The sequence below is a fragment of the Actinacidiphila glaucinigra genome, from assembly GCF_900188405.1.
Taxonomy (GTDB): domain Bacteria; phylum Actinomycetota; class Actinomycetes; order Streptomycetales; family Streptomycetaceae; genus Actinacidiphila; species Actinacidiphila glaucinigra.
The window spans coordinates 453,865-476,190 of the sequence record NZ_FZOF01000002.1; the positions used below are offsets into that span (position 1 = coordinate 453,865).

21 protein-coding genes are annotated in these 22,326 nt (G+C 74.0%); 9 read left to right on the forward strand and 12 right to left on the reverse strand.

Annotation, left to right across the window (positions count from 1 at the left end; all coding sequences use genetic code 11):
- Positions 1 to 41: 41 nt before the first annotated feature.
- Positions 42 to 1,100: a M23 family metallopeptidase gene (locus CHF15_RS06060; RefSeq protein ID WP_143681527.1), complete on the reverse strand. Its 1,059-nt coding sequence runs from the start codon at positions 1,098 to 1,100 to the stop codon at positions 42 to 44.
- A 118-nt stretch (positions 1,101 to 1,218) separates the two neighbouring features.
- Here CHF15_RS06060 and CHF15_RS06065 point away from each other — a divergent pair, with 118 nt between their 5' ends.
- Together CHF15_RS06065 and CHF15_RS06070 are read left to right on the forward strand one after the other, a co-directional pair.
- Positions 1,219 to 2,946, forward strand: coding sequence for a SpoIIE family protein phosphatase (locus tag CHF15_RS06065; protein WP_089222712.1), 1,728 nt, complete (start codon positions 1,219 to 1,221; stop codon positions 2,944 to 2,946).
- 117 nt (positions 2,947 to 3,063) lie between these two features.
- On the forward strand, positions 3,064 to 4,092 hold the full coding sequence (locus CHF15_RS06070; protein WP_089222555.1) for a rod shape-determining protein: 1,029 nt from the start codon (positions 3,064 to 3,066) through the stop codon (positions 4,090 to 4,092).
- A gap of 120 nt (positions 4,093 to 4,212) precedes the next feature.
- Here CHF15_RS06070 and CHF15_RS06075 read toward each other — a convergent pair whose 3' ends face one another.
- A complete protein-coding gene (locus CHF15_RS06075) occupies positions 4,213 to 5,112 on the reverse strand; it encodes an alpha/beta fold hydrolase (protein WP_089222556.1) in 900 nt (299 codons plus the stop codon).
- A 154-nt stretch (positions 5,113 to 5,266) separates the two neighbouring features.
- On the opposite strand from CHF15_RS06075, the gene CHF15_RS06080 reads away from it, so the two are divergent.
- From CHF15_RS06080 to CHF15_RS06090, 3 genes are all read left to right on the forward strand, one after another.
- Positions 5,267 to 6,496, forward strand: coding sequence for an APC family permease (locus CHF15_RS06080; protein WP_089222557.1), 1,230 nt, complete (start codon positions 5,267 to 5,269; stop codon positions 6,494 to 6,496).
- A gap of 136 nt (positions 6,497 to 6,632) precedes the next feature.
- Entirely contained in the window at positions 6,633 to 8,177 is a 1,545-nt protein-coding gene (locus CHF15_RS06085) for a vWA domain-containing protein (protein ID WP_179279682.1), read from the forward strand.
- Positions 8,178 to 8,195: 18 nt separating this feature from the next.
- Entirely contained in the window at positions 8,196 to 8,708 is a 513-nt protein-coding gene (locus CHF15_RS06090; protein WP_089222559.1) for a pyridoxamine 5'-phosphate oxidase family protein, read from the forward strand.
- A 681-nt stretch (positions 8,709 to 9,389) separates the two neighbouring features.
- Here the strand turns inward: CHF15_RS06090 and CHF15_RS06095 are convergent.
- Positions 9,390 to 10,544 carry a DUF2786 domain-containing protein gene (locus tag CHF15_RS06095; protein WP_089222560.1) on the reverse strand — a complete coding sequence of 385 codons (1,155 nt, stop codon included), beginning with the start codon at positions 10,542 to 10,544 and terminating at the stop codon, positions 9,390 to 9,392.
- 93 nt (positions 10,545 to 10,637) lie between these two features.
- Here CHF15_RS06095 and CHF15_RS06100 point away from each other — a divergent pair, with 93 nt between their 5' ends.
- The gene (locus CHF15_RS06100; RefSeq protein ID WP_179279671.1) at positions 10,638 to 11,444 is read left to right on the forward strand and encodes an alpha/beta fold hydrolase; all 807 of its coding nucleotides are present in this window, start codon (positions 10,638 to 10,640) and stop codon (positions 11,442 to 11,444) included.
- Here CHF15_RS06100 and CHF15_RS06105 read toward each other — a convergent pair.
- Both CHF15_RS06105 and CHF15_RS06110 read right to left on the reverse strand, forming a co-directional pair.
- Positions 11,413 to 11,658, reverse strand: a complete 246-nt coding sequence (locus tag CHF15_RS06105) for a hypothetical protein (protein WP_089222562.1) — start codon at positions 11,656 to 11,658, stop codon at positions 11,413 to 11,415. The two genes, CHF15_RS06100 and CHF15_RS06105, sit on opposite strands and share 32 nt — an antisense overlap.
- The gene (locus CHF15_RS06110) at positions 11,659 to 11,988 is read right to left on the reverse strand and encodes a hypothetical protein (protein WP_143681528.1); all 330 of its coding nucleotides are present in this window, start codon (positions 11,986 to 11,988) and stop codon (positions 11,659 to 11,661) included.
- Positions 11,989 to 12,342: 354 nt separating this feature from the next.
- Here CHF15_RS06110 and mptB point away from each other — a divergent pair, with 354 nt between their 5' ends.
- The 3 genes from mptB to CHF15_RS06125 are packed head-to-tail and all read left to right on the forward strand — an operon-like array spanning position 12,343 to position 16,086.
- A complete protein-coding gene (gene mptB, locus CHF15_RS06115; protein ID WP_089222564.1) occupies positions 12,343 to 13,656 on the forward strand; it encodes a polyprenol phosphomannose-dependent alpha 1,6 mannosyltransferase MptB in 1,314 nt (437 codons plus the stop codon).
- Positions 13,653 to 14,813 (forward strand): glycosyltransferase family 87 protein, encoded by a 1,161-nt coding sequence (locus CHF15_RS06120; RefSeq protein WP_245938684.1) that lies wholly within the window; start codon positions 13,653 to 13,655, stop codon positions 14,811 to 14,813. The genes mptB and CHF15_RS06120 overlap by 4 nt, the downstream gene beginning before the upstream one ends.
- Before the next feature lie 46 nt (positions 14,814 to 14,859).
- On the forward strand, positions 14,860 to 16,086 hold the full coding sequence (locus tag CHF15_RS06125; protein ID WP_245938685.1) for a S8 family peptidase: 1,227 nt from the start codon (positions 14,860 to 14,862) through the stop codon (positions 16,084 to 16,086).
- A 42-nt stretch (positions 16,087 to 16,128) separates the two neighbouring features.
- On the opposite strand, the gene CHF15_RS06130 is transcribed toward CHF15_RS06125, so the two are convergent.
- From CHF15_RS06130 to CHF15_RS06160, 7 genes are all read right to left on the reverse strand, one after another.
- Positions 16,129 to 16,563 carry a GNAT family N-acetyltransferase gene (locus tag CHF15_RS06130; protein ID WP_089222566.1) on the reverse strand — a complete coding sequence of 145 codons (435 nt, stop codon included), beginning with the start codon at positions 16,561 to 16,563 and terminating at the stop codon, positions 16,129 to 16,131.
- A gap of 145 nt (positions 16,564 to 16,708) precedes the next feature.
- Positions 16,709 to 18,061 (reverse strand): cytochrome P450, encoded by a 1,353-nt coding sequence (locus CHF15_RS06135; RefSeq protein WP_245938686.1) that lies wholly within the window; start codon positions 18,059 to 18,061, stop codon positions 16,709 to 16,711.
- Between the two features lie 29 nt (positions 18,062 to 18,090).
- On the reverse strand, positions 18,091 to 19,227 hold the full coding sequence (locus CHF15_RS06140; RefSeq protein WP_089222568.1) for a selina-4(15),7(11)-diene synthase: 1,137 nt from the start codon (positions 19,225 to 19,227) through the stop codon (positions 18,091 to 18,093).
- Positions 19,228 to 19,549: 322 nt separating this feature from the next.
- A complete protein-coding gene (locus CHF15_RS06145) occupies positions 19,550 to 20,977 on the reverse strand; it encodes a cytochrome P450 (protein ID WP_089222569.1) in 1,428 nt (475 codons plus the stop codon).
- Complete coding sequence (locus CHF15_RS06150; protein ID WP_089222570.1) at positions 20,974 to 21,600, reverse strand: GTP-binding protein; 627 nt, start codon at positions 21,598 to 21,600, stop codon at positions 20,974 to 20,976. The genes CHF15_RS06145 and CHF15_RS06150 overlap by 4 nt, the downstream gene beginning before the upstream one ends.
- Positions 21,581 to 21,940, reverse strand: coding sequence for a DUF742 domain-containing protein (locus CHF15_RS06155; RefSeq protein ID WP_089222571.1), 360 nt, complete (start codon positions 21,938 to 21,940; stop codon positions 21,581 to 21,583). The genes CHF15_RS06150 and CHF15_RS06155 overlap by 20 nt, the downstream gene beginning before the upstream one ends.
- Complete coding sequence (locus tag CHF15_RS06160) at positions 21,937 to 22,323, reverse strand: roadblock/LC7 domain-containing protein (RefSeq protein ID WP_375821598.1); 387 nt, start codon at positions 22,321 to 22,323, stop codon at positions 21,937 to 21,939. Before CHF15_RS06160 ends, CHF15_RS06155 begins: the two co-directional genes overlap by 4 nt.
- Positions 22,324 to 22,326: the final 3 nt, after the last annotated feature.

Below are 22,326 nucleotides of genomic sequence, written 5' to 3' on the forward strand. Positions count from 1 at the left end.
GCCCACCCGGTCGCGGCCCCCGTGCGGGCCTCCCGTGGCGGTCAGCGGCCGACGCGCACACCGTGCCGGGCCAGCCAGGGCAGCGGTGCCACCGAGGAGCCCATCTGGGGCGTGACGCGGACCTCGAAGTGCAGGTGCGGGCCGGTGGAGTTGCCGGAGTTGCCGGACCGCCCGATCCGCTCGCCCGCGCGGACCCGCTGCCCGGGGACGACCTCCAGCACGGACAGATGGGCGTAGTGCGTGCAGTACCCGTCGTCGTGCCGGACGACGATCTGGTTGCCGAAGCCGTCACCGCACGCGGCCACCACCACCGTGCCGTCGCCCACCGCGCGGACCGGGGTGCCCGGTGGCACCGCGAAGTCCTGGCCGGTGTGGCGGTGCGCCCAGTGCGCGCCGGAGGCGTCGTAGCGGGCGGTGAGCGTGTAGTGCGCCACCGGGCGCACCCAGTGCGGGGCGCCCTGGCGGTGGGCGGCGGCCGACGACCGGGGCGGGGCCGGGGGCAGGTCGCGGGGGCAGTCCGCCGAGAGGCCCTCGTGGGCCATGAGCGCCAGGTCCCGGGCGGACAGCCGGGCCCGGGCGCGCTGCAGCCGCGCCTCGATGCCCCGTCGCAGCGCGTCCTTGCGGTGCGCCTCGCGGGCCAGCACGGCCAGCGTCCGGTCCACGGCCAGGGTGTCCGCCGCGAGCCGGCGCTCGGCCAGCATCCGCTCGGCCAGCAGCGCCGCCTGCGCGTGGTCGCCCTGCCGGGCCAGCGTCGCGCCCTCCAGCAGCCGGTCGGGCCGCCCGGTCAGCAGCAGCCTCGCCGACGGCCCCAGCCCCCCGTTGCGGTACTCGCTGCGCGCCATCGCCCCGATCCGGTCCCGCAGCACGTCCAGCCGGCGCCGCTCCACCGCCGCGGCCCGGTGCAGCAGGCGCAGGTCGGCGCGCTTGCGGCGGACCGCCCGCTCCGCGTCCTCGTACGCCTGCACCGCACGGGCCGCCTGCGCGTACAGCCGCTCCACCCGGGCCGGCGGGCCGGGGCGCGGCTCGGGGCGCTCGCCGGCCACCGCCGGCGAGGCGGTCAGCAGCAGGCAGAGGGCCACGGCCGCCGTCCTCCATCGCATCGCCCGATCCTTTCGGGCCCGGTCACCGCGGTGCCCGGACGACACGCCCCACGGGCCCCGGGGCCACCCGGCGGGGTGACCGCATCCGGGCGTGCGCCCGGCCGGGGACCGCCCGATCATGGGAACGGGCGCACTCGGCGGACAGGAGGGTGACCGGGTGAGCGGTGACGGTGGGCCCGGCAACTGGTCACCGCTGGACCACGCGGTCCTGCGGCAGGTGCTGGACGGCACCCCTGCGGGCGTGGGCATCTACGACCCGCAGCTGCGCTACGTCTACGTCAATCCCGCCCTCGCCCGGATGAACGGCCTGCCCGCCGACGCCCATGTGGGCCGCCGGATCACCGAGGTGCTGCCTGACCTGGACGACGCCGGCGAGGAGGCGCTGCGCCAGGTCCTGTCCGACGGCAAGTCGCGCGAGGTGCCCTCCAGCGGCCGCACGCACGCCGAGTCCGAACTCGGCCGCCGCTACTGGCAGGGCGCCTACCACCGGCTGGACGCGGCGGACGGCACCGTGCTGGGCCTCGTCGGGATCATGCTGGAGGTCAGCGCCTCCCGCCAGCACCAGCAGGAGCTGGAGCGGGCCCGGGAACGGCTGGCGATCCTCGACCGCGCGGCCACCTTCATCGGCACCACGCTGGAGATGGACGAGACCTGCGCCGAACTCGCCGGATTCCTCGTGCCGCTGCTCGCCGACATCGCCACCGTCGAGGTCTTCCCCACCGAGCGCTCCACCCCCTGCAACCGCGGCGTGCTGCGGCTGCGCCGGGCCGCGATGGCCGCGCTGCCCAACCTGCGCGAGCAGGTCAAGACCTTCGGCGAGCCCGGGGAGTACGTCGAGTACCCGTCGGGCACGACCATCCCGCGCTGCCTGCGGTCCGGCAGCCCCGTGGTGCAGAACCTCTTCGACGACGACGCGCTGGGCCACGGCGGGTCGGTCCGCGAACGGATGGCCGCCTTCCGCTCGGTGGGCATCCACTCGGCGCTCGTCGTGCCGCTCGCGGCGCGCGGCGAGCCCATCGGCACGGTGACCCTGGTCCGCTGCGGGGAGTCCCCGGGGTTCACCGAGCGGGACACCGAGACCGTCCAGGACGTCGTCCGGCGGGCCGCGATCTACCTCGACAACGCGCGCCGCTACACGCACGAGCACGGCATCGCCCTGGAGTTGCAGCGCGCCCTGATGTCCGAGCCGGGTTCCCCGCACCCCTCCGTGGAGGCCGCGTTCCGCTACCAGCCGGCCGGCAGCACCGCGCTGGTCGGCGGCGACTGGTACGACACCGTACGGCTGTCCTACGGGCGCACCCTCCTGGCCATGGGCGACGTCATGGGGCACGGGGTGGAGGCCTCGGTCGACATGAGCCAGTACCGCTCGATGCTGCGCTTCGTGGCCGCGGCCGACCTCCCGCCGCACCGCATCCTGCGCAGGCTGGACGCCCTCATCTCGGAGACGGAGTCGGGCCGTCCGGCGAGCTGCCTGCTGGCCCTCGTCGACCCGGCGCGCGGCACGTGCACCTTCTCCAGCGCCGGTCACCTGCCGCCCGCGGTCATCCGGCCCGACGGCACGGTACGCATCGTCGACGTGCCGGTCGGCCCGCCGCTGGGCACCGGTCACGGGGGCTACGAGGCCGTGCCGGCCTCCTGCCGGCCCGGTGACGTCCTGCTGCTGTACACGGACGGCCTCGTGGAGCGGCGCGGGGAGGACATCGACGCCTCGCTCGACCGGCTCGCCGGGTTGCGTCTGCACTCCGACGGTGATCTGGGCGGGCTGGTCGACCGGGTCCTGTCCCTGCTGGTCGTGGAGCCGGCGGACGACGACATCGCGGTCCTCGCCGCACGGATCATCCGATAGGCGGATCAACCGCACGGACCATCACAACAGGCGGATTTCGACTTGCGCCCGCACGATGATCAGACGGGCCGCCGCAGGGGCGTGTCCCGGGAACCGGCCCCTCGGGGAGGATCTGCCGTGACCGTCAGTCTGGCGCATCTGCGTCGTTGCTCCGTTGCCGTCGACCTGGGGGCGTCTCGCACCCGTGTCTACCTCAAGCACCAGGGACTCGTCGTGGACGAGCCCAGCGTGGCCGCCGTCAACGCGCACAGCGGTGCCCTCATCGCGGTCGGCTCGCTCGCCGAGAAGATGACCGGCCGCACTCCGGAGCACATCCGCGTGGTCCGCCCCATCCAGGCCGGGATGGTCGTCGACATCGAGATGGCCCAGCGCATGCTCCGTCACCTGCTGGGCGGTCAGCTCCGCAAGGCCTGGCGGCGCAAGCCGATGCTCCGGGCAGCCGTCTGCACCCCCAACGGCAGCGGGCCGCTGGCCCAGCGGGCCGCCATCGAAACGCTGTACGGCCTCGGTTCGCGCCGGGTCGAACTCGTCGACTCCGTCATCGCGGCCGCCATCGGGTGCGGACTGCCGGTCGAACAGCCCGAAGCGACGATGATCATGCTCGCCGGGGCCGGCACCACGCAGATCGCGGTCATGTCGATGGGCGCGATCGTCGCCGCGGAGACCATCGGGGTGGGCGGCGAGGCGATCGACCACGCCGTCGTCCAGCACCTGCGCAACACCCACGAACTGCTGCTGCCCAGCCAGTCGGTGCGTTCGCTGCACGAGACCCTCTCCGCGCCCGGCCCCACCGCGCCCAGCGCCGAGGTCCAGGGGCGCGACGTCGCCAGCGGGATCGCCCGTACGGTCCGCGTCGACACCGAGGCGGTACGGCAGGCCATCCGGATGCCCATGGCGACGCTGGTCGACGGGATCGGCCAGGTGCTGCGGAGGTGCCCGCCGGACCTGGTGGCCGACCTCACGGACCGCGGCGTCATGCTGGCGGGCGGCAGCGCGCTGCTGCCGGGCCTGGACATGATGCTCCGTCAGGCCACCGGGATGCCGGTCACGGTCGCGGACCGGCCCGACGTCTGCGCGGTGCTCGGACTGGGCGCCATGATGGAGGGCCACCCCGTCCCGACGCCGCTCGACCCGCTGTCCGTGTGAACCCGCGGCTCGGCCGGGACGGGGAGCGCCTCCCCGTCCCGGCCGAGCCGTGTCCGGGCCGTGGTGTCCGGGCCGGCCCGGTGGAAGCGGTCCGCCGGCGGCGGCGCCCGGGCCCGGCGGTCACGGCGCGGCCCTTTCCCTCTCGGCGCGTTCGACCAGGCGGGCGGTGTGCCCGGCGACGAGGTCCGGGCGGTGGGAGGGCAGCCAGTGGCCGCCGTCCACGTGGTGGATCTCGGCGGCGGGGGCCCAGTCGGTGATCTCGGTCTGCCAGGGCGGCAGGACGAAAACGTCCTTGGACGGGGCCAGCACCACCGCGGGCAGCGCGGCGTGCCGGACGCGGGGGCGGAGCATGCGGGGCAGCACGTTGGCGCGGTAGAGCCTGAGCCCGGCGCGGTTGCGGGCGGCGAGCCCGGGGCCGTATCCGGCGGGGGTCTCGCCGGTCTCCAGGCGGCGCAGGGTCGCGATGACGCCGTCCAGGAAACCGCTGCGGCAGGCGAGTTCGGCGATCCCCGGCAGATGGAAGAAGCCGACGTACTGCGAGGCCAGCGACTGCTTGGCGAGCTTGAGCAGACGGGCCGGGGACGGGCGGCGCAACTGGGCGCGGTACCAGCGGCCGGTGTGGTCGAGGTCGGGTCCGGAGATCGAGGTGATCGAGGCGTAGCGGTGGGCGAGTTCCGGTGTGCTGACGGTGTGCCAGCTCTGCACCGACCCCCAGTCGTGAGTGAGCAGGTGGACCGGGGCCGCCGGGCTGACCGCGTCGGCGACGGCGGTGGTGTCGGCGGCGAGCCGCGGCAGCCGGTAGGCGCGGGTGCGGCGCGGCTTGTCCGAGGCGCCCGAGCCGCGTACGTCGTACGACACGACGTGGAACCCGCGGGCGGCAAGGCGCCCGGCGACGCCGTCCCACACTCCGTGGTCGTCGGGGAAGCCGTGCACGCACAGCACCGTGGGCCCGGCCGGGTCCCCCCGCTCGTACACCGCCAGCCGCACCCCGTCGGAGGCCGTGACCCAGCGCTGCGCCATGTCCGCCGCCCTTCGCCTTCGCCTCGCCGCGTCGCCCCTTGGTCATCGCGGCGTCACTTCACCGTCGTGCCACCGTTCCGCCGTCGTTCCCGGCGGCCACGATGGCAGCTTGCTGACATCATGTCTAGCAGTGGGACGGTATACCTTTGCCGCCGTGACCGGTGGGAACGCGATACTGCAGCGACGGCTCGGCGTCTTCGACGCCACCGTCGTCGGACTCGGCTCGATGATCGGCGCCGGGGTCTTCGCCGCGTTCGCCCCGGCCGCCCGCGCCGCCGGCTCCGGGCTGCTCCTCGGGCTCGCGGCGGCGGCCGTCGTCGCCTACTGCAACGCCATGTCCTCGGCCCGGCTCGCCGCGCTGTACCCCGCCTCGGGCGGGACGTACGTCTACGGGCGCGAGCGGCTCGGGCCGTTCTGGGGCTATCTGGCGGGCTGGTCCTTCGTCGTCGGCAAGACAGCCTCCTGCGGCGCGATGGCCCTGACGATCGGCGCGTACGTCTGGCCGGAGCAGCAGCGGGCGGTCGGCGTCGCCGCGGTCGTGGCGCTCACCGCCGTCAACTACGCCGGCGTGCAGAAGGCGGCCTGGCTCACCCGGGGCATCGTCGCGGTCGTCCTCGCGCTGCTCGCGGCCTTCGTGGTCGCCGCGTTCACCGGCGGCGACGCCGACGCCGCCCGGCTGGACATCGGCGCCGACGCGACCGTGGGCGGGGTGCTGCAGGCGGCCGGCCTGCTGTTCTTCGCCTTCGCCGGGTACGCCAGGATCGCCACCCTCGGCGAGGAGGTCAGGGACCCGGCACGCACCATCCCCCGGGCGATCCCCCTCGCCCTCGGCATCACGCTGGTCGTCTACGCGGCCGTCGCGGTCGCCCTGCTCGCGGTACTGGGCCCGCGGGCGCTCGCCGGCTCGGCCGCGCCCCTGGCCGACGCCGCGGGCGGCCTCGCGCCGCTGATGCGGGTGGGCGCGGCGGTCGCCGCCGTCGGCTCCCTGCTCGCGCTGATCCTCGGGGTCTCCCGCACCAGCCTGGCCATGGCCCGCGACGGGCACCTGCCCCGGACCCTGGCCGCGGTGCACCCGCGGTCCGGGGTGCCGCACCACGCCGAACTCGCCGTCGGCGCGGTCGTCGCCGTCCTGGCCGCCACCGCCGACCTGCGCGGGGCGATCGGCTTCTCCTCCTTCGGCGTCCTGGCCTACTACGCCGTCGCCAACGCCTCCGCCTGGACCCTCGGCCCCGGCGCCCGGCGTGCCGTACCCGCCCTCGGCCTGCTCGGCTGCCTCGTCCTGGCCTTCGCCCTGCCCTGGACCTCCGTCGCCGCGGGCGCGGCCGTCCTGGCCGTCGGCGCGGCGCTGTACGCGGCACGCTCCCGGGGTCCCCGGGACGCCTGACGCGCGGATCGTCCCGGGCGAGGGGCGTTGCCCGACTGAGATCCATCCGCAACGGCCCCGATGCCACCCGCCCGCGGGCTCCTGCGTCACAGTCGCAGAAGGCGCAGGGGGCGCCCACGGGGGAGGGCAGGTGACGATGATGCGGCGGATCACGGCGGCGGTACTGGCGGCGGTGGCGGCCGGAGCGATGCTGACGGGTTGCGGCGCCAACGCGGACCGGGGAAGCGGCGGCGACCGCGCGCAGCGGCCCGGTCCCGTACAGGGTGCGGACGAGGGCCCCGAGAACGGCTCCGAGTGGAACGGGCAGGGCGCGGACGGGAACCGCAGCCCGGACCGGGCACCGGACGCCTCCGGGCTGTCGACCTTCGCGCTGGACGTCGACACCGCCTCCTACGGCTACGCCAAGCGGCGGCTCGACCAGGGCTCGCTGCCCTCCCCCTCGGACGTGCGCCACGAGGAGTTCGTCAACAGCTTCCGCCAGGACTACCCCGCCCCCAGGGGCGACGGCTTCTCCGTCACCGTCGACGGCGCCCGCGTCGGCGACGAGGAGGGCTGGTCCCTCATGCGCGTCGGCCTCGCCACCCGTCCCGCGGACGAGGTGAACAGGCCGCCGGCCGTGCTCACCTTCGTCGTGGACGTCTCCGGTTCCATGGGCGACCCGGGCCGCCTCGACCTCGTCCAGAAGGCACTGCGCGCCGCGATCGGCGAGCTGCGGGACGACGACTCCCTCGCCGTCGTCACCTTCAGCGACAGCGCACGGGTCGCCCTGCCGGCCACCCGGCTCGGCGCCGAGGGCGCCCGGGAACACGCGCGGTCCGTCGTCGACCGCCTCGCGCCCGAGGACTCGACCAACCTGGAGGCGGGTCTGCGCACCGGCTACGACATGGCCCTGGAGAGCGCCCGGCGCGGTGCCACCAACCGGGTCGTCCTGCTCTCCGACGCCCTCGCCAACACCGGGGAGACCGACCCCGACGCCCTCCTGGAACGGATCGACCGGGCCCGTTCCCGGTACGGCGTCGCGCTCTTCGGGGTCGGCGTCGGCAACGAGTACGGCGACGAGCTGATGGAGCGGCTGGTCGACAAGGGCGACGGCCACACCTCGTACGTCTCCACCCCGGCCGAGGCCCGCGCCCTGTTCGTGGACCAACTGCCCGTCAACATCGGCCTGCGCGCCCGCGACGCCAAGGCCCAGGTCGCCTTCGACCCGCGCACCGTCGAGCGCTACCGCCTGATCGGCTTCGAGAACCGCGCCGTCGCCGACGAGGACTTCCGCGACGACCGCGTCGACGGCGGCGAGGTCGGCCCCGGCCACACCGTCACCGCGCTCTACGCCGTGCGGCTGAAGGCGGGCGCCCGGGGCCACGTCGCCACGGCCACCGTGCGCTGGCTCGACCCGCACGACCGCTCCCCGCACGAGGCCGCGGGCGCCGTCGAGGCGGACCGACTCGCCGGCCGGCTGTGGGACTCCGGCACGTCCCCGAGGCTCCGCGTGGACGCGGTCGCCGCGTACTTCGCCGACGCGCTGCGCACCTACGACACCGGTGACGGGCAACTGCCCGGCGCCCCCGGCCTCGCCGAGCTCGGCGACCGCGCGCACGCCCTGGCCGCGACCACCGAGGACCCGGCCGTACGCGACCTGGCGGAAGCCGTCGACAGCGCGTACGCGCTGCGCGCGGGCTGATGGAGTATCAGTGGAGGCATGGCAGAAGAGAAGGAACCCGAGCCCGAGCTCGACGCCCGCTACAGCAGCGCCGGCGCGACCCCCACGACCTGGCACGACGCCCGCGGACACCTGGCCGGCGCCGAGATCTACTGGCTGACCACCGTCCGCCCGGACGGCCGGCCCCACGTCACCCCGCTGATCGGGGTCTGGCTCGACGACGCCCTGCACTTCTGCACCGGCGCCGACGAGCGCAAGGCCGGGAACCTCGACCGCAACCCCCGGGTCGTCCTCACCACCGGCAACAACGCGCTCGGCGAGGGCCTGGACATCGTGCTCGAGGGCAGGGCGGCGCGCGTGCGCAGCGACAAGCAGCTGCGCCGGATCGCGGAGGCGTACGAGAGCAAGTACGGCTCCGAATGGCACTTCGACGTGGGCGACCAGGTCTTCGTCGGCGGCGGACACGAGGCCCTGGTGTACGAGGTGGAACCCACCACGGCCTTCGCCTACGCCCGCGGCACCACCTACAGCCAGACCCGCTGGCTGTTCTAGGTGACCGGGCCGGTGGGTGGGGCCGGTCGGTGGATGCGGGTCCGTCTCGCGCCCTGCGGGCGCAAAGCGCCGACTGCGGATGGGGAGGGTGGGGGCGCCCTCCTCGTCGCGGTGCGGGTGGGTTCGTGGTGGGGGTTCAGGCTCCTGAGCGCGGCCGGTTGTTCATCGGCTACCGGTCTCGTCTCCGTCCGCGGGTACAGATGGCCGGTTGCCACGCCCACCGTTCGTGGGTGGCGCGCCCGCCGTAACCGGCGTCTGCGGGTGCTTCCCCGACATCGGGTGCTGTTCCGCCGACACAGTCCGCGAAAGCGGGCCCGATCTTCCCCCGCTCGAAGATCGGGCCCTGTTACGCCGAACATGTCGGCGAAAGCGGGCCCGATCTCCCGCAGACCGCCCAACAGCACCCCGAATCAGCCGCAGCCGCCGGTCACGGCGGGCGCGCCCACCACCAGGAGTAGGCGTGGAAGCGGCCATCCGCACCCGCGGACGGCAACGAGACCCCGGCCACCGGACACGCGACCGCTCCGGAGCCCGAGCCTCAGCCGGCCACCCGCCCGCACACTGCCGACCAGCCCCAGGCCGCCACCCTCCCGTCCGCAGCCCGCATGCTTGCGCCCGAAGGGCGCGAGACGGCGCGACAGGCGACAAGCCCACCCCCGCCCCACTCCGGGAGCGCGTCCGTCACGCCTCGGGACGCTCGATCCGATCGCGGCCGGCCGGGCCGTGGAAGGCGGCGCGGTCGGCCGCGGCGGTCCCGCGGGCCCAGCCCTCGTGGTCGCGGCCCCTGAGGCGCTGGGTGCGGGTATCGGGGAACATCGCGTCGGCGGCGCGGCCGACGGCGACCTCGCGGGCGGCCAGCGCGGGGAGGACCTCCGTGGCTCCGGTGGCCTGCGCGGCCTCCTCCGTCGCGTCGCGGGAGGCCGCGGCCAGACGCTCGCCGACGCGGCCCGCGTAGGCGATGAGGAAGGACTCCCGGAAGTCCCGTGACAGGTCGCCGCCCCCGCCGCCCTTGCGGCGCGGACGACGCGCGGCCGGGCCCGGGGCGCCGCCGCCGCGCATGGCCGCCTCGGCCTGCACCAGCAGGGACGTGTACAGCACCTCCACGGCCTCCAGGTCGGCCTCCCAGCCCACGACCGTCGAGAAGCCGAACTCCGCCGACCACACGGCACGGCAGCGGTTCGCCTCCGCGACCGCGTCCAGCAGCAGGGCCTTCGGCGCCTCGTAGGGGCGGTCCACGCCGATCCGCCGCGCGCCCGGGCCGCCGCCCGGCGCCGTGCCCGCGACCAGCGCCTCATCCACGCTGTGCCGCGCCATCAGGTGCTGGGCCTTCGCGCTCAGCGCCTCCGCCTCCTCCGGGAAGGCCGTGGACTCCGCCTTCGCCAGCAGCGCCCTGATCCGCCGCAGCATCGGATGCCCCGTACCGCCGGACGCCGCCGCGGGCGCGGCCAGCGGGGTGATGCCGGGCAGCCGCCCCAGCAGGCGGACGAGTTCCAGCACGGTCGTCGCCACCGTGAAGCGGTCCAGCCGCTCGGCCGCCCCGTACGCCGTCAGCAGGCCCGCCGGGTCGCCGCCGCCGTCCGCGGTCAGCCGCCCGGCGAGCCGCACGTGCTCGGGGCGCAGTTCGCGGCGCACCATCCGCAGCACGTCCGCGTCCTGCCAGCCGCGCGCCCGGCAGCCCCGCAGCAGTCCGCCCACGGCGGTCACCACCGCCCGGCCGACCTCGTCCCAGCCGGCCTCCGCCGCCGCCATGGCCGACGCCCCGGCGTCCAGCGCCGTCTCGACGTCCCCCTCCGGCGCCCCCAGGGCGCCGGAGAACGCCGCCTCGACCACCGTCATCGCATCTCGCACGGGGTTCAGGATCGCACCGACACGCCGCGTACGGAGCACGGTGCCCACCCGCCCGCGCGGACCGGGCCAGGGTGTGGAGCCGTGAGCACCGACAGCGGGCGCGCGGGCTGGGACATCCGCACGACCGGACCGCACGACGCCGCACGAAGGGCCCTGCTGCTGCCGGGCGCCCTGTGCACGGCCGAGTTCTACGCCGACGTCATGGCCGAGCCCGCCCCCGCGGACGCCGGACTCGGCCTGGTGGCCGTCACCCTGCCCGGCCACGGGCGCAGCCCCGCCCCCGAGGACCTGTCGATCGGGAACTACGCCCGCCTCATGGGCCGGCTCGCCGCCGACACCGGCTGCGACCTCGTCGTCGGGCACAGCCTGGGCGCCAACATCGCCATCGAGATGGCGGCCCTCGGCGAGTTCTCCGGGCCCCTCGTCCTGCTCTCCCCCGTCTTCTCCCGCGGGGACGAGGCCAGGGAACTCGCCCTGCTCGACCGGCTCGCCCACGTGCCGGTGCTGGGCACGGCGGCCTGGACGGTGGCGCTGAGGACCCTGCCTCGCAACGTCCGCGACAGCCTGCCGCCCGGGCGCCGCGACACCCTCGCCTCGATCATGGGCGACAACGACCCGGCCTTCTGCCGCGCCGCGCTCCGGCAGTACTTCGCCCACCTCGACGAACACGGCTCCCTCGTCAACCGGCTGTGCGCGAGCGGCGCCCGCGCGGTCGTCGTACGCGGCACCGCCGACGACATCGGCCTCACCGACGGGGAGCGGCACGACCTCGGCACCTGCCCGACGCTGACCCTCGTCACGGTGCCCCGCGCCGGGCACGGCGTCCTGTTCGAACAGCCCCGCCGGGTCGCCCAGATCATCGTGGCCGCCGCCGACGGGATCGGCTGACCGCACCGCCCCGCTCTGCCAACGCCGGCTCGGCACGGGCCACTTCCCGCGCGAGGGCGGTGGCCGCGGCGACGAGCGCGCGGCGCAGCTCGGCGAGCTCCGGTGCGCGCACCAGCGTCGCCCGCGGCGGCCCGGTGACCTCCTCCGGCAGCGGGTGGGCGCCCTCGGCGGAGGCCGCCGGATGCCCCAGCCGCAAGCAGGCGAGCGCGATCACCTAGGTGCGCACCGCACCGATCCAATGCGCCGCCTGCCCCAACCGGCCCCACACGATGCCCGCCGAGGCATGCGGGACGTGGTGCCAGCCCAGACCCGCCGGCGTCCCCGGGCCCGCCACTGCGGCCGCATGGCCCGAACCCGGCAGCAGACGGGCGCCCTTGGCGGACGCCCCCGGATGCTCCAGCCACAGGCAGGCGAGCGCGATCACCTGGGTGCGCACCGTACCGATCCAGTGCTCCACCTGCCACAACCGGCCCCACACGATGCCCGCCGCGGCGTGCGAGACGTGGTGCCGGCCCAGACCCGCCCGCGTCGGCGGACCCGGCACCGGGCCCGCCACTGCGGCCCCACGGCCCGAACCCGGCCTCCGGCGTGAACGCCGGGTCCACCGCCGGCGTCCCCGCCGGGTCCCCGTCGTGCAGCGCCCCGAACCCGTCCCCGTACAGCCACCCCGTCCAGCGGACCAGCGCCGTGCCCACCCCGCCGCGCACCCCGGGCACCAGGTCGACGTCGGACCACCGGCCGCCGCCGCCCGGACGCGGCGCTGACGCGTTCCCGAGGTGTGAACCTGCCGTCACCGCAACGAACCGGGCGCCGCGCGTCCGGGCCGGTCATCCACCGGTCGCCCGCCGGTCGTCCGGCGGACACCCGGTGATGGGAGCGTGCGGAGGTGACTCGCACGATGGCTCTCGGACTGGCCGGTACCGCCGCGCTGGCGGCCGGCGGCAGCGCCGCGGGGGCGCTGCCGGTACGGGACGGGGTCGCGCTGCCGCACGGGGAGGCGGCGGCCGGGCTGCTGGTGGCGTACTTCGGCCTCGGCCTGCTCGTCGCGGCGTGGTGGCAGCTCGGCCGGCTGGTGCGCGGGCCCCGGCCGCCGTCGATCCGCGCCCTGCTCACGACCTTCGCCGTGTGGGCGGCACCCCTGCTGCTGGCGCCGCCGCTGTTCAGCCGGGACGTCTACAGCTACCTGGCGCAGGGCGCGATGGTCAACGCGGGCATAGACGTCTACACGCACGGGCCGGGCGTGCTCGGGGGCACGGCGGCCGCCGAGGTGCCCGCGATCTGGCGGAACAGCCCCGCGCCGTACGGCCCCGCGTTCCTGGCACTGGCACGCTACGGAGCCCACGCCGGGGTCATCGGGATGCGGGCGCTGGCACTGCTGGGCGTGGCCCTGCTCGCGACCCTGCTGCCGCGGCTCGCACGCCGCTGCGGCGCGGACCCGGCCGCCGCCGTGTGGCTCGGGGCGCTCAACCCGCTCGTGCTGCTGCACCTGGTGGCGGGGGCGCACAACGACGCCGTCATGCTCGGCCTGCTCGGTGCCGGCCTGGGCGCGGCGCTGGGCCGGCGTCCGGTCCCGGCCGCCGCGCTGGTGACCCTGGCCGCCCTGGTCAAGGCACCCGCCGCCCTCGGGCTGCTGGTCGTGGCCACCCTGTGGGCGGAACAACTGGAGGGCCGCTGGCGCCTGGCGCGCGCCGGGGCGGCCACGGCGGCGGTCGCCGGCGCGGCCACCGTGGCGGTCACCGCCGTCACCGGCGTCGGCTACGGCTGGATCGGCGCGCTGACCACGCCCGCCTCCGCCTCCAACTGGTCCCTGGTCAACGTCCTGGGCCGGTTCATCGGCACCCCGGACGTCTGGCGGCTGCTCGGCATGGCCGCCGCCGCCCTCGTCATCGCCGCCGTGTGGTTCTTCCGCGAGCGGCTCGGGCCGGTGTACGCCCTCGGCATCAGCCTGCTCGCGGTGGCGCTGCTGGGCCCGGCGATCCGCCCCTGGTACCTGCTGTGGGGGCTCGTGCCGCTCGCCGTCGCCGCCCCCGACGGCCGGGTGCGGCGGCTCGCCGCGCTCGCCAGCGCGGTGCTGGCCCTCGCGGTGCTGCCCAGCGGATTCGCCGCGACACCCCGTCAGATCGCCCTGGCGGCCACCGGTGCGGCCCTCGCACTGCTGCCGCTCGCCGCGATACGGCTCGTCCGGCTCGTCCGTCCCGCGCTCGCCTCATGAGGCGGATCGTGACGGCGGCCGCCGCCGTGGCCGCGACCGCACTGTTCCTGGCGACCGTGCCGCTGCACCGGCACTGGTTCGACCTCGGCGTCTACTGGGGCACCGTCAACGCCTGGGTCCACGACGGCGTCGGCGTCTACGACTACCTCAGCCCCGGCACCACGTACGGCTTCACCTACCCGCCGTTCGCCGCGCTGTGCATGCTGCCGCTGACCCTGCTGACCTGGCCCGCGGCCGTCGTCCTCGCGGCCACGGTCAACATCTGCGCGGCGGGGGCCGTCCTGTGGTGGACGGTGTGGCCGATCGTGCGACGCGAGGGCTGGACCCCCTGGTACGCGATGGTGCTTGCCGTGTGCCTGATGGCGCTCCTGGAACCGGTCCACGACACCTTCACCTTCGGGCAGGTCAACCTCGTCCTGCTCGCCCTGGTGCTCGCCGACACCGAACTGCTGCGCCGCGGCAGCCGCTGGGCCGGCTGCGCGATCGGCCTCGCCGCCGCCGTGAAGCTGACGCCCGCGCTGTTCATCGGGTGGCTGCTGCTCGCCGGGCACCGCCGCGCCGGGCTCGCCGCGACCGCCACGGCGGCCGGGGGGACCCTGCTGGCGGCGGCGGTCGCGCCCGGCGCGTCCCGCGACTTCTGGACCCGGGCGATGTGGGACACCGACCGCGTCGGCTCGCTGTCGTACGCCTCCAACCAGTCGCTGCGCGGCACCTTCGCCCGGCTCGACGCCCCGACCTGGGTGTGGGCGGTGGCCGTCGTCGCGGTGCTGGCGGTGTGGGCGTACAGGGTGCGCCGGGCCGACGTGGTGAGGGGCGCCGCCCTCACGGGTGTGACGGCCTGTCTGGTCAGCCCGGTGACCTGGGTGCACCACCTGGTGTGGCTGATCCCCGCGCTGGCGTTGCTGGCCGGCGAGGCGCTGCGGTTGCGGACCCGCGGCATGGCGGTCGCGTCGGTCGGCAGCTACGTCCTGCTCTGCAGCAGCCTCGTGTGGCTGTGGCGGGGCGACCCCGGCACCGGCGGCGTGGGCGCCCTCGTGGGCGGCAGCGCCTACGTGTGGATCGGTCTGGGGCTGCTCGTCGCGCCCCGGCCCGGATGGCGTACCAGGGCGCGCCCGCGTCCGATCCTGGCTGACAGGGTGGGAGAGAGGGCCGGCTGACGGCCCGTCGGCCGTGCTGTCCGCCGAGCCCCGAGGAGATCGACGCATGCGTGTGTCCCTGCGCCGGACGTTCGCCGCAGTGCTGATGACCGCCGTCCCCGCTCTGGCCGCCCTCCCCGCGTCGTCCCCCGCGCAGGCGCACTCCCCCGGCGCCCTGGCACCCCTGCTCCGCGTGGGAGCGCCGAACTCCATCCCCGGCCGCTACATCGTCACCCTGGCCCCGGACAGCGACCCCTCCTCCGTCGCGAGCGCGGCCGGGATCACCCCCGCCCACGTCTACGACCGGGTGATGCGGGGCTTCGCCGCCCCGCTCACCGGACGGCAGTTGGCGCGGGTGAGGGCCCTGCCCTCGGTGCGCGGCGTCGAGCAGGACACCACCGTCACCCTGCCCGCGGAGGACCGCGTCCCGGTGGCGACCGGCCGCCGGCTTCCGATCGGCACGCCCCCGGCCGGCACCGGACGCTTCTGGGGCCTGGAGCGGGTCAACAACCGCGCCCCGGCCACCCACGGGTTCACCGTACGGGCGACCGGCGCCAAGGTCACCGCGTACATCATCGACAGCGGAATCGACTTCACCCACCCCGAGTTCGGCGGCCGCGCCAGGCCCGGCATCGACGAGATGGAGGACGACCGGAACGCCGCCGACTGCGCCGGTCACGGCACGCACGTCGCCGGCACGGTGGGCGGCGCGCACACCGGGATCGCCCGCGCCGTCTCGCTGGTCTCCGTGCGGGTACTGGACTGCGAAGCGCGCGGCCCGAACTCCGGGATCATCGCCGGGATCAACTGGGTTGCCCGGCACGCGGTGCGGCCCGCCGTGGCCAACATCTCGCTGGGCGGGCTGTACTCCCCGACGATGAACGAGAGCCTGGACGCGCTGGCCCGCTCCGGGGTCTTCCCGGTCGTCGCGGCCGGCAACGACGACGTCAGCTCCTGCGCCATCTCCCCGGCGAGCGCCACGGAGGCCTTCACCGTCGCCGCGACCGACCGGGCCGACCACCGGGCGCCGTTCAGCAACTTCGGCAACTGCGTCAACCTGAACGCGCCCGGCGTCGACATCGCCTCCGCCTTCCCCAACGGGCTCTACGCGATCATGAGCGGCACCTCGATGGCGGCCCCGCACGTCACCGGCATCGCCGCGCTCTACAAGGACACCTACGGGGACGCCGGCTTCGAGGTGCTGAAGAAGTGGCTGGTCGACCACGCCACCCGTTCCACGGTCGCCGAACCCTGGGGCACCCCGCAGCTGGTGGCCTTCACCGGCGACCTCTGAACGGCGGCGCCGGGCCGCGCCGGCGCCGCCCGCCGCCCACCCTCAGGTGAGCTCGCGCACGAAGTGCAGCGCCGTGATCGCCATGCGGCGTGCGTGGTAGAAGCGGTGCGCCCCGTGGTTGGCGACGCCGGCGTCCAGTTCCAGCCGCTCGCAGCCCGCCGCCCGGGCCCTGGTCTCCACCTCGGCCAGCAACCGCGTGCCCACCCCCGCGCCCCGCGCGTCCAGTGCCGTGACCATGTCGTCGACGAGCAGCGTCCGCCCCCTGCTGGTGGTCAGCACCCGGTGCGTGGCCACCCCCAGGTAACGCTCCCGCGCGTCCAGAGCCGCCGTGAAGACCACACCCTGATCGTGCGCCTCCGCGGCGAACGCCGCGAACCCGTCGGCGGTCAGCGCCGGCCTCAACGCCCTGATCAGCGGCCCGACTTCAGCGGTCATGGCCGGTTCACCAGGCTTCACGTCCACGAACGTCAGTTCCATGGCGTGATCCTAGGAGGCGCCGGTGCCCGCCGCCCTCCGGTACGGATCAACTTCCCCCGCCGTTCAACACGGGTCCGGGGCCGGGGGGATGCGCGCCGCCGCGAACCCGAAACGGCGCACTTCCTCCCGGCCCCGGACAAGGACCCTAGACCTCGACCCGCTCCCGGACCTCGACCACCATCGGCAACCGGTCGGGGTGCGGCACGGCCGCGGTGACCTCCCGGGCCGTGTGGCCGGGGGCCGGCCGCAGCCGTCGCCGGCTCAGCACCGTGGCCAGGGAGATGATCATCTGCGTCCAGGCGAAGGAATCCCCGATGCACTTGCGGGTTCCCGCGCCGAACGGCACGAACGCCCCTCTCGGCAGCGCCGCGCTGCGCTCCGGCAACCACCGGTCGGGGTCGAAGCGCTCCGGGTCGGGGAACGAACGCCGGTCCCGGTGCAGCGCGTAGAGGCTGAAGGCGACCTCGGTGCCGGCGGGCAGGGTCACCCCGCCGAGTTCGACGGGTTCGACCGCGCGCCGCATGAGCAGGGTGACGCCGTGCAGCCGGACCACTTCGTTGATGACCCGCGGCAGGTACTCGTACGCGGCGACGTGTTCCAGCGCGACCGGTCCGGAGCCCGAGACCTCCGCGATCTCGGCCAGCAGCCGCTGCTCGACCTCGGGGTGCCGGGCGATCTCGTGGAAGGCCCAGGTGAGCGTGGTCGCGGTGTTCTCCGCGCCGGCGAAGAGAATCGTGCTGAGCTCGTCCCTGACCTCCACGTCCGTCAGGGCCTCGCCGGAGTCCGCGTCGCGCGCCGCGAGCAGCGTCGACAACAGGTCGGGGCGGTCCGTGTCGCCGGACGCGCGGGCCGCGGCCACGACGTCGTCGATCACCCGGAGCAGTTCGTCCGCCGCGGCGTCGAAGCGGCGGTTGGCCGGGATGGGGACCCGGTCGAGGAACTTGGGTGAGGCGGTACGCAGGAGCAGGGTATTGACGATGACCGGCAGGTGCACGCGTATGGCGTCGACCGCGGGCTTGCCGATGTCCGTCGAGAACATCGTCCCCGCCAGCGTGTTGACCACCATGGCGGCCATCTCCCGCTCCACCGCGACGGTCTCCCCCGGCCGCCACGAGTCGGCCGTCGCCCGCGCCTGTTCCGCCATGACCTCGGCGTATCCGGCGATGCGGGTCCGGTGGAACATCGGCTGCATCAAACGGCGGTGCCGCCGGTGGGTGTCTCCCCCCGCGGTGACCAGCCCCTCGCCCACCAGCACCTTCAACCGGTCGAAGAAGCGCCCCTTCTCGAAACTGCGCCCCTTGGTGACGAGCAACTCGTTCACCAGCTCGGGGCTGTTCACGAAGTAGACGGGCATCGTGCCCACGTCGACCCGGACCAGGTCACCGGTGTCCCGGAGCGACGTGACAAAACCGAGGGCGTTGCGTGCCAGCGGCCAGACGTGGCCGATGAGCGGAAGCCGACCGGGGGCGCGCGGAACCGAGCGCAAGTCTGCATTCACCCCGAGAACTCCTCTTCTTTCGCGGAAAACTACGCCGTGCGCTGGGCGATCGGGTGTATGAAGGAGTCGACGGTTGCCGCCTGGGTGAACTCGTGTGGCGAACGGGACGGGTCCCTGTCGGGGAGCAGGTCCCACCACCACGCGATCGCCGGGATGTCCAGCGGATCCAGGCTGTCGTCGCTGGGTGTGTCGCAGAAGGTCGAGGGGAGGTTCGCCGGATCGTCGGGTGTGGTGTAGCGGACCGAGCTGACGCCCCAGTCCTGGGCCCCGCGTATGAAGTGGCCGAGGCTGTCGAGGAACTGGCGCAGCTGCGGGCTGCCGAAGATCCGCAGATGTTCCGTGACGCGGAGGAAGAGGTTCATCACGCGATCGCGCTGTGCGATGGCGAGGGTGAGCGCCTTGTCCTGCGAAAGCCCTCGCTCCTCGGCGAGCACCCGCACCGCGTTCAGGTAGAAGCCACCGGCCCGCTTCTCCTTGTGGTGCGAGAAGATGTCGTTGTCCCAGCAGATGATGAAGTACGCCATCTCGGCCGTGGCGCGTACGGCGGTGAGGTCCCTCTCCAGCGGCTGGAGTTCGTAGCCGTGCCCCATCTCCAGCAGCGGCATCATCACGGACGTGGCGCCGTCGTAGATGCGCATGAGTGTGTAGTCGTTGAGGTCCGGTACGGCGCCGCGACTCCTGAAGGACGACTCCCACACGACGGAGGAGAAGTACTCGCGCAGGGCGTCGACCCAGCGGGCGACCTGGCCGGGAGTGCCGTACACGTCCATCCGGTAGCGGAGGTCCCGCAGCCCCTGTGCCAGCGGGTCGTCCGCCAGCATGGTGACTTCGGGGTTCTGGGCGATGCGCAGCAGGCGCGAGAGCGCACCCATGAGGTCGCCCGGCCGGGTCCCGATGTCGCCTTCCTCGCAGTAGCCGTCGTCGACACCGAAGAGCCAGATGATGAAGTCCGCGGTGATGGAGATGACTTCCTCGCGGCCGTCGGGAAGGATCCGCGCCGCGAAGGTTCCGATGTCGTGCTGCACGAGGTGGCTGCGGAGCGCGTCGGAGCCTATGGAGAAGTGGTCGGCCCATTCGGCGGTCCGCGCGTCGATGGCGGCGTGGCTGGGATGGATGGCCGGACTGAGCGGGGAGTAGATCGGTGGAACTATCAGGTCGGGCCCCACTGACGGTCACCTCTCAGTTGTCAACCCTATGACCACCAGCAGTTGCGCCTGGCACATGCCCAAGCGGAACTCGAGTGGATCATTTACAGCGACCATTACTCCGGCATATGGCCATGCAGTCAAGTGGCCAAATCTCGCCATGTGAACCTGAGTTGGCCCACGCAGTGCTTGCGCCGGGTGTGCGCCGGGTGCGCCGTCGGCGCACGCGCGCGCCACGACCTGGCGCGAAGGGCTCTCCGGATACACAGAGGCGCACGGCGGGCGCACGGGCGCATCCGCCCGTGCGCCCGCCGTGCGCGGGTCACAGAATGAGACGCTCGGGCTACCGCCGCAGCCAGCTCGTCAGAGCACTCCACAAGGAGCGCCGAGGCGGCCGTACCGGGGGCATCGACGTTGCGGCCGGCTGAGGAACGGTGGCCGCGGAAGGCTGCGGCTCCGCCTGCGGCAGCGGCTGGGGGATCACCTCGCGCGGTGCCGGCCTCGCGCTGACCCCGGTGTCCTCCCCCTCACGCGGACGGCGCGGTGTGAATTCCACGGGGAGTTCGGCGAGGTGGTGCGAGGTCCACGCCGGGATCCTGGCCAGGTCGTCCGGCTCGGCCGTGAGCCGCAGGTCGGGAAGCCGGGCCAGCAGGACGTCGATGCCGGTCTCCGCGATCGCACGCCCGATGTCCTGACCGGGGCATTCGTGCGGACCGCCGCCGAAGGCGAGGTGCGAACGGTTGCCGTGCATCGGGGTCGCGAGATCGGGGCGGATCGCCGGGTCGGTGTTCCCCGCCGCGAGACCCATGAGGAGCATGTCCCCCTCCTCGATGCGCTGGCCCCCCAGCTCCATCGGGCCCGTGGCGTACCGGGCCGGCATCACCCACAGCGGGGGCTCGTCCCACAGCACCTGCTCCAGGCCGTCCGGCAGCGTCATGTGCCCGCCCGACAGGTTGCCGCGGAAGCGCGGATCGGTGAGCACCAGCTTCACCATGCCCGCGATCAGGTTCGCGGTGGTCTCGTTCGCGGCCACGAGCACCAGCCGCAGGTGCTGGATGACCTCGTCGTCGCTGAAACCGGCGGCGTCGTCGATGAGCCAGGACGCCAGGTCGTGACCGGAGTCGGTGTGCTTCTCCGCCACCAGCCGGGTCAGCGACTCCAGGATGTGGACGTAGCTGGCGCCGGAGGTCTCGGTGCCCTTCATCAGGTCACGGCACGCCTCGGCGAGCCGCGGGCCCTCCTCCTCGGGAAGACCGAGCAGGTTCGTCATGACGAGCAGCGGCAACTGCTCGGCGAACTGGGGCACCAGGTCGGCGTTGCCGGCGGCGGCGAACTCGTCGATCAGCTGGTTCGAGACCCGCGTCACATGGCGGCGGATGCCATGGCGGTTGAAACGCCCCATGCCGCGGCTGACCGCACCGCGCAGCCTCTTCTGGTCCTCACCATCGGCGAAGACGACCAAGGGCTGCCAGCTGATGGTGGGGGCGAGCGGATGCTCCGGCTTGAGCTCCCCCCGCTGGAACACACTCCACCGCCGGGAATCGGAGGAGAACCGCGAGGGGGTGCGGAGCACCTCCAGGTTCTCCCGGTAGCCGAGCACCAGCCAGGCCGGCAGGTCGTCGTGGAGCAGGACGGGAGCCACGGCTCCGTGCTCGGCACGGAGCTTGTCGTAGACGCCCATCGGGTCGGCCTCGGCCTCGGGGTCGTAGAGGCGTCGTACGCCTGCGGCACCGGAGGCGTGGGCGGGGCACTCGGGGGGTGGGGTGGTCACGATGCCTCCGTGGAGAGGGCGAGGGAGTGCAGGTATCGCATCAGGGTGAGCAGCACGTCGCGGCTGGAGTCCCGCTTGCGGGCGTCGCAGTGCACGATCGGGACGTGCTCGGGCAGGTCCAGGGCGGCCCGCAGCTCCTCGACGGGATGCGGAGGAGCCTCCGGGAAGGTGTTGATGGCCACCACGAAGGGCACCCCGCGCTCTTCCAGCCGCCCTATGACATCGAAACTGACCTCGAGGCGCCTGGTGTCGACGAGCACGACCGCGCCCAGCGCACCCTCGAAGAGCCCGTTCCAGAGGAACCAGAAACGCTGCTGGCCGGGGGTGCCGAAGAGATACAGCACCAGTTCCCGGTTGATGCTGATCCGGCCGAAGTCCATGGCCACAGTGGTCGCGGTCTTGCGTTCCACACCGGCGGTGTCGTCTACTCCGACACCCGCCTGGGTCATGGTCTCCTCGGTCGTCAACGGCCGGATCTCACTCACCGATCGGACCAGGGTCGTCTTGCCGACCCCGAAACCCCCGACGATCACTATCTTGACCGCGGCGGCGGCGGTTTCGGGCAGTGCGTCCTCGCTCCGTGGCCCGGCGACGACGAGGGGGTCAGAGCTTCTCAAGTCCATGCATCACCGCCTCAATAAGAGCGACGTCGGGAAGGTTGGCGGGTGGGATCGGCGAACGCGCCTCCACCCTTTTCTCGGCCAGCAGATCGGTGAGGAGCACCGTCACGACGCTGACCGGAAGATTGAGGTACGCGGAGATCTCGGCCACGGAGAGCGGCGAACTGCACAGTCGCACGATCGCCGCCTGCTCCGGTGGCATCCCCGGCGGCGGTCCGGTACGCGCCCGGACCAGCGTGACCAGGTCGAGGGTGGAAGTCTCGGATCCCCCGCTCCGACCCCCCGTGATCACGTAGAGCCGCTCGGGGCTTCCTTCCTCCCATCCTTGACCCGATTCGCTCATCCGGCCTGCTCGTCACTGCGCGGCGGACTGCTCAGGTGCTCACCGATGCGCGCCACGAGATCGCGCATCCGCTGCCCCATCAGTCCGGCATCGACATCCTCGTCGGCGAGTACCGCGAGGTACGCCCCGGCACCGGCCGCCATCAGGTAGAAGAAACCGCCCGACATCTCGATCACGACCAGCCTCATGCGGCCGTCACCCTGCGGGAACTCCGTGGCGACGGCCGCCGCCAGGCTCTGCAGACCCGCACAGGCCGCGGCGATCCGGTCGGCCGCGTCCGTGTCGGCACCCCACTGGGCCATGCGCAAGCCGTCCGCGGAGAGCACCACCACCTGGCGGGTCTGCGGAACGCTGGTCGCCAGGTCCTTGAGCATCCAGTCCATGTT

Excerpts from the sequence above, each read along its gene's own strand:
- CHF15_RS06060 (WP_143681527.1), bottom strand. The coding sequence starts at position 1,100 with ATGCGATGGAGGACGGCGGCCGTGGCCCTCTGCCTGCTGCTGACCGCC.
- CHF15_RS06065 (WP_089222712.1), top strand. The coding sequence starts at position 1,219 with ATGGGAACGGGCGCACTCGGCGGACAGGAGGGTGACCGGGTGAGCGGT.
- CHF15_RS06075 (WP_089222556.1), bottom strand. The coding sequence starts at position 5,112 with ATGGCGCAGCGCTGGGTCACGGCCTCCGACGGGGTGCGGCTGGCGGTG.
- CHF15_RS06085 (WP_179279682.1), top strand. The coding sequence starts at position 6,633 with ATGATGCGGCGGATCACGGCGGCGGTACTGGCGGCGGTGGCGGCCGGA.
- CHF15_RS06090 (WP_089222559.1), top strand. The coding sequence starts at position 8,196 with ATGGCAGAAGAGAAGGAACCCGAGCCCGAGCTCGACGCCCGCTACAGC.
- CHF15_RS06095 (WP_089222560.1), bottom strand. The coding sequence starts at position 10,544 with ATGACGGTGGTCGAGGCGGCGTTCTCCGGCGCCCTGGGGGCGCCGGAG.
- mptB (WP_089222564.1), top strand. The coding sequence starts at position 12,343 with ATGGCTCTCGGACTGGCCGGTACCGCCGCGCTGGCGGCCGGCGGCAGC.
- CHF15_RS06120 (WP_245938684.1), top strand. The coding sequence starts at position 13,653 with ATGAGGCGGATCGTGACGGCGGCCGCCGCCGTGGCCGCGACCGCACTG.
- CHF15_RS06125 (WP_245938685.1), top strand. The coding sequence starts at position 14,860 with ATGCGTGTGTCCCTGCGCCGGACGTTCGCCGCAGTGCTGATGACCGCC.
- CHF15_RS06130 (WP_089222566.1), bottom strand. The coding sequence starts at position 16,563 with ATGGAACTGACGTTCGTGGACGTGAAGCCTGGTGAACCGGCCATGACC.
- CHF15_RS06150 (WP_089222570.1), bottom strand. The coding sequence starts at position 21,600 with ATGGACTTGAGAAGCTCTGACCCCCTCGTCGTCGCCGGGCCACGGAGC.
- CHF15_RS06155 (WP_089222571.1), bottom strand. The coding sequence starts at position 21,940 with ATGAGCGAATCGGGTCAAGGATGGGAGGAAGGAAGCCCCGAGCGGCTC.
- CHF15_RS06160 (WP_375821598.1), bottom strand. The coding sequence starts at position 22,323 with ATGGACTGGATGCTCAAGGACCTGGCGACCAGCGTTCCGCAGACCCGC.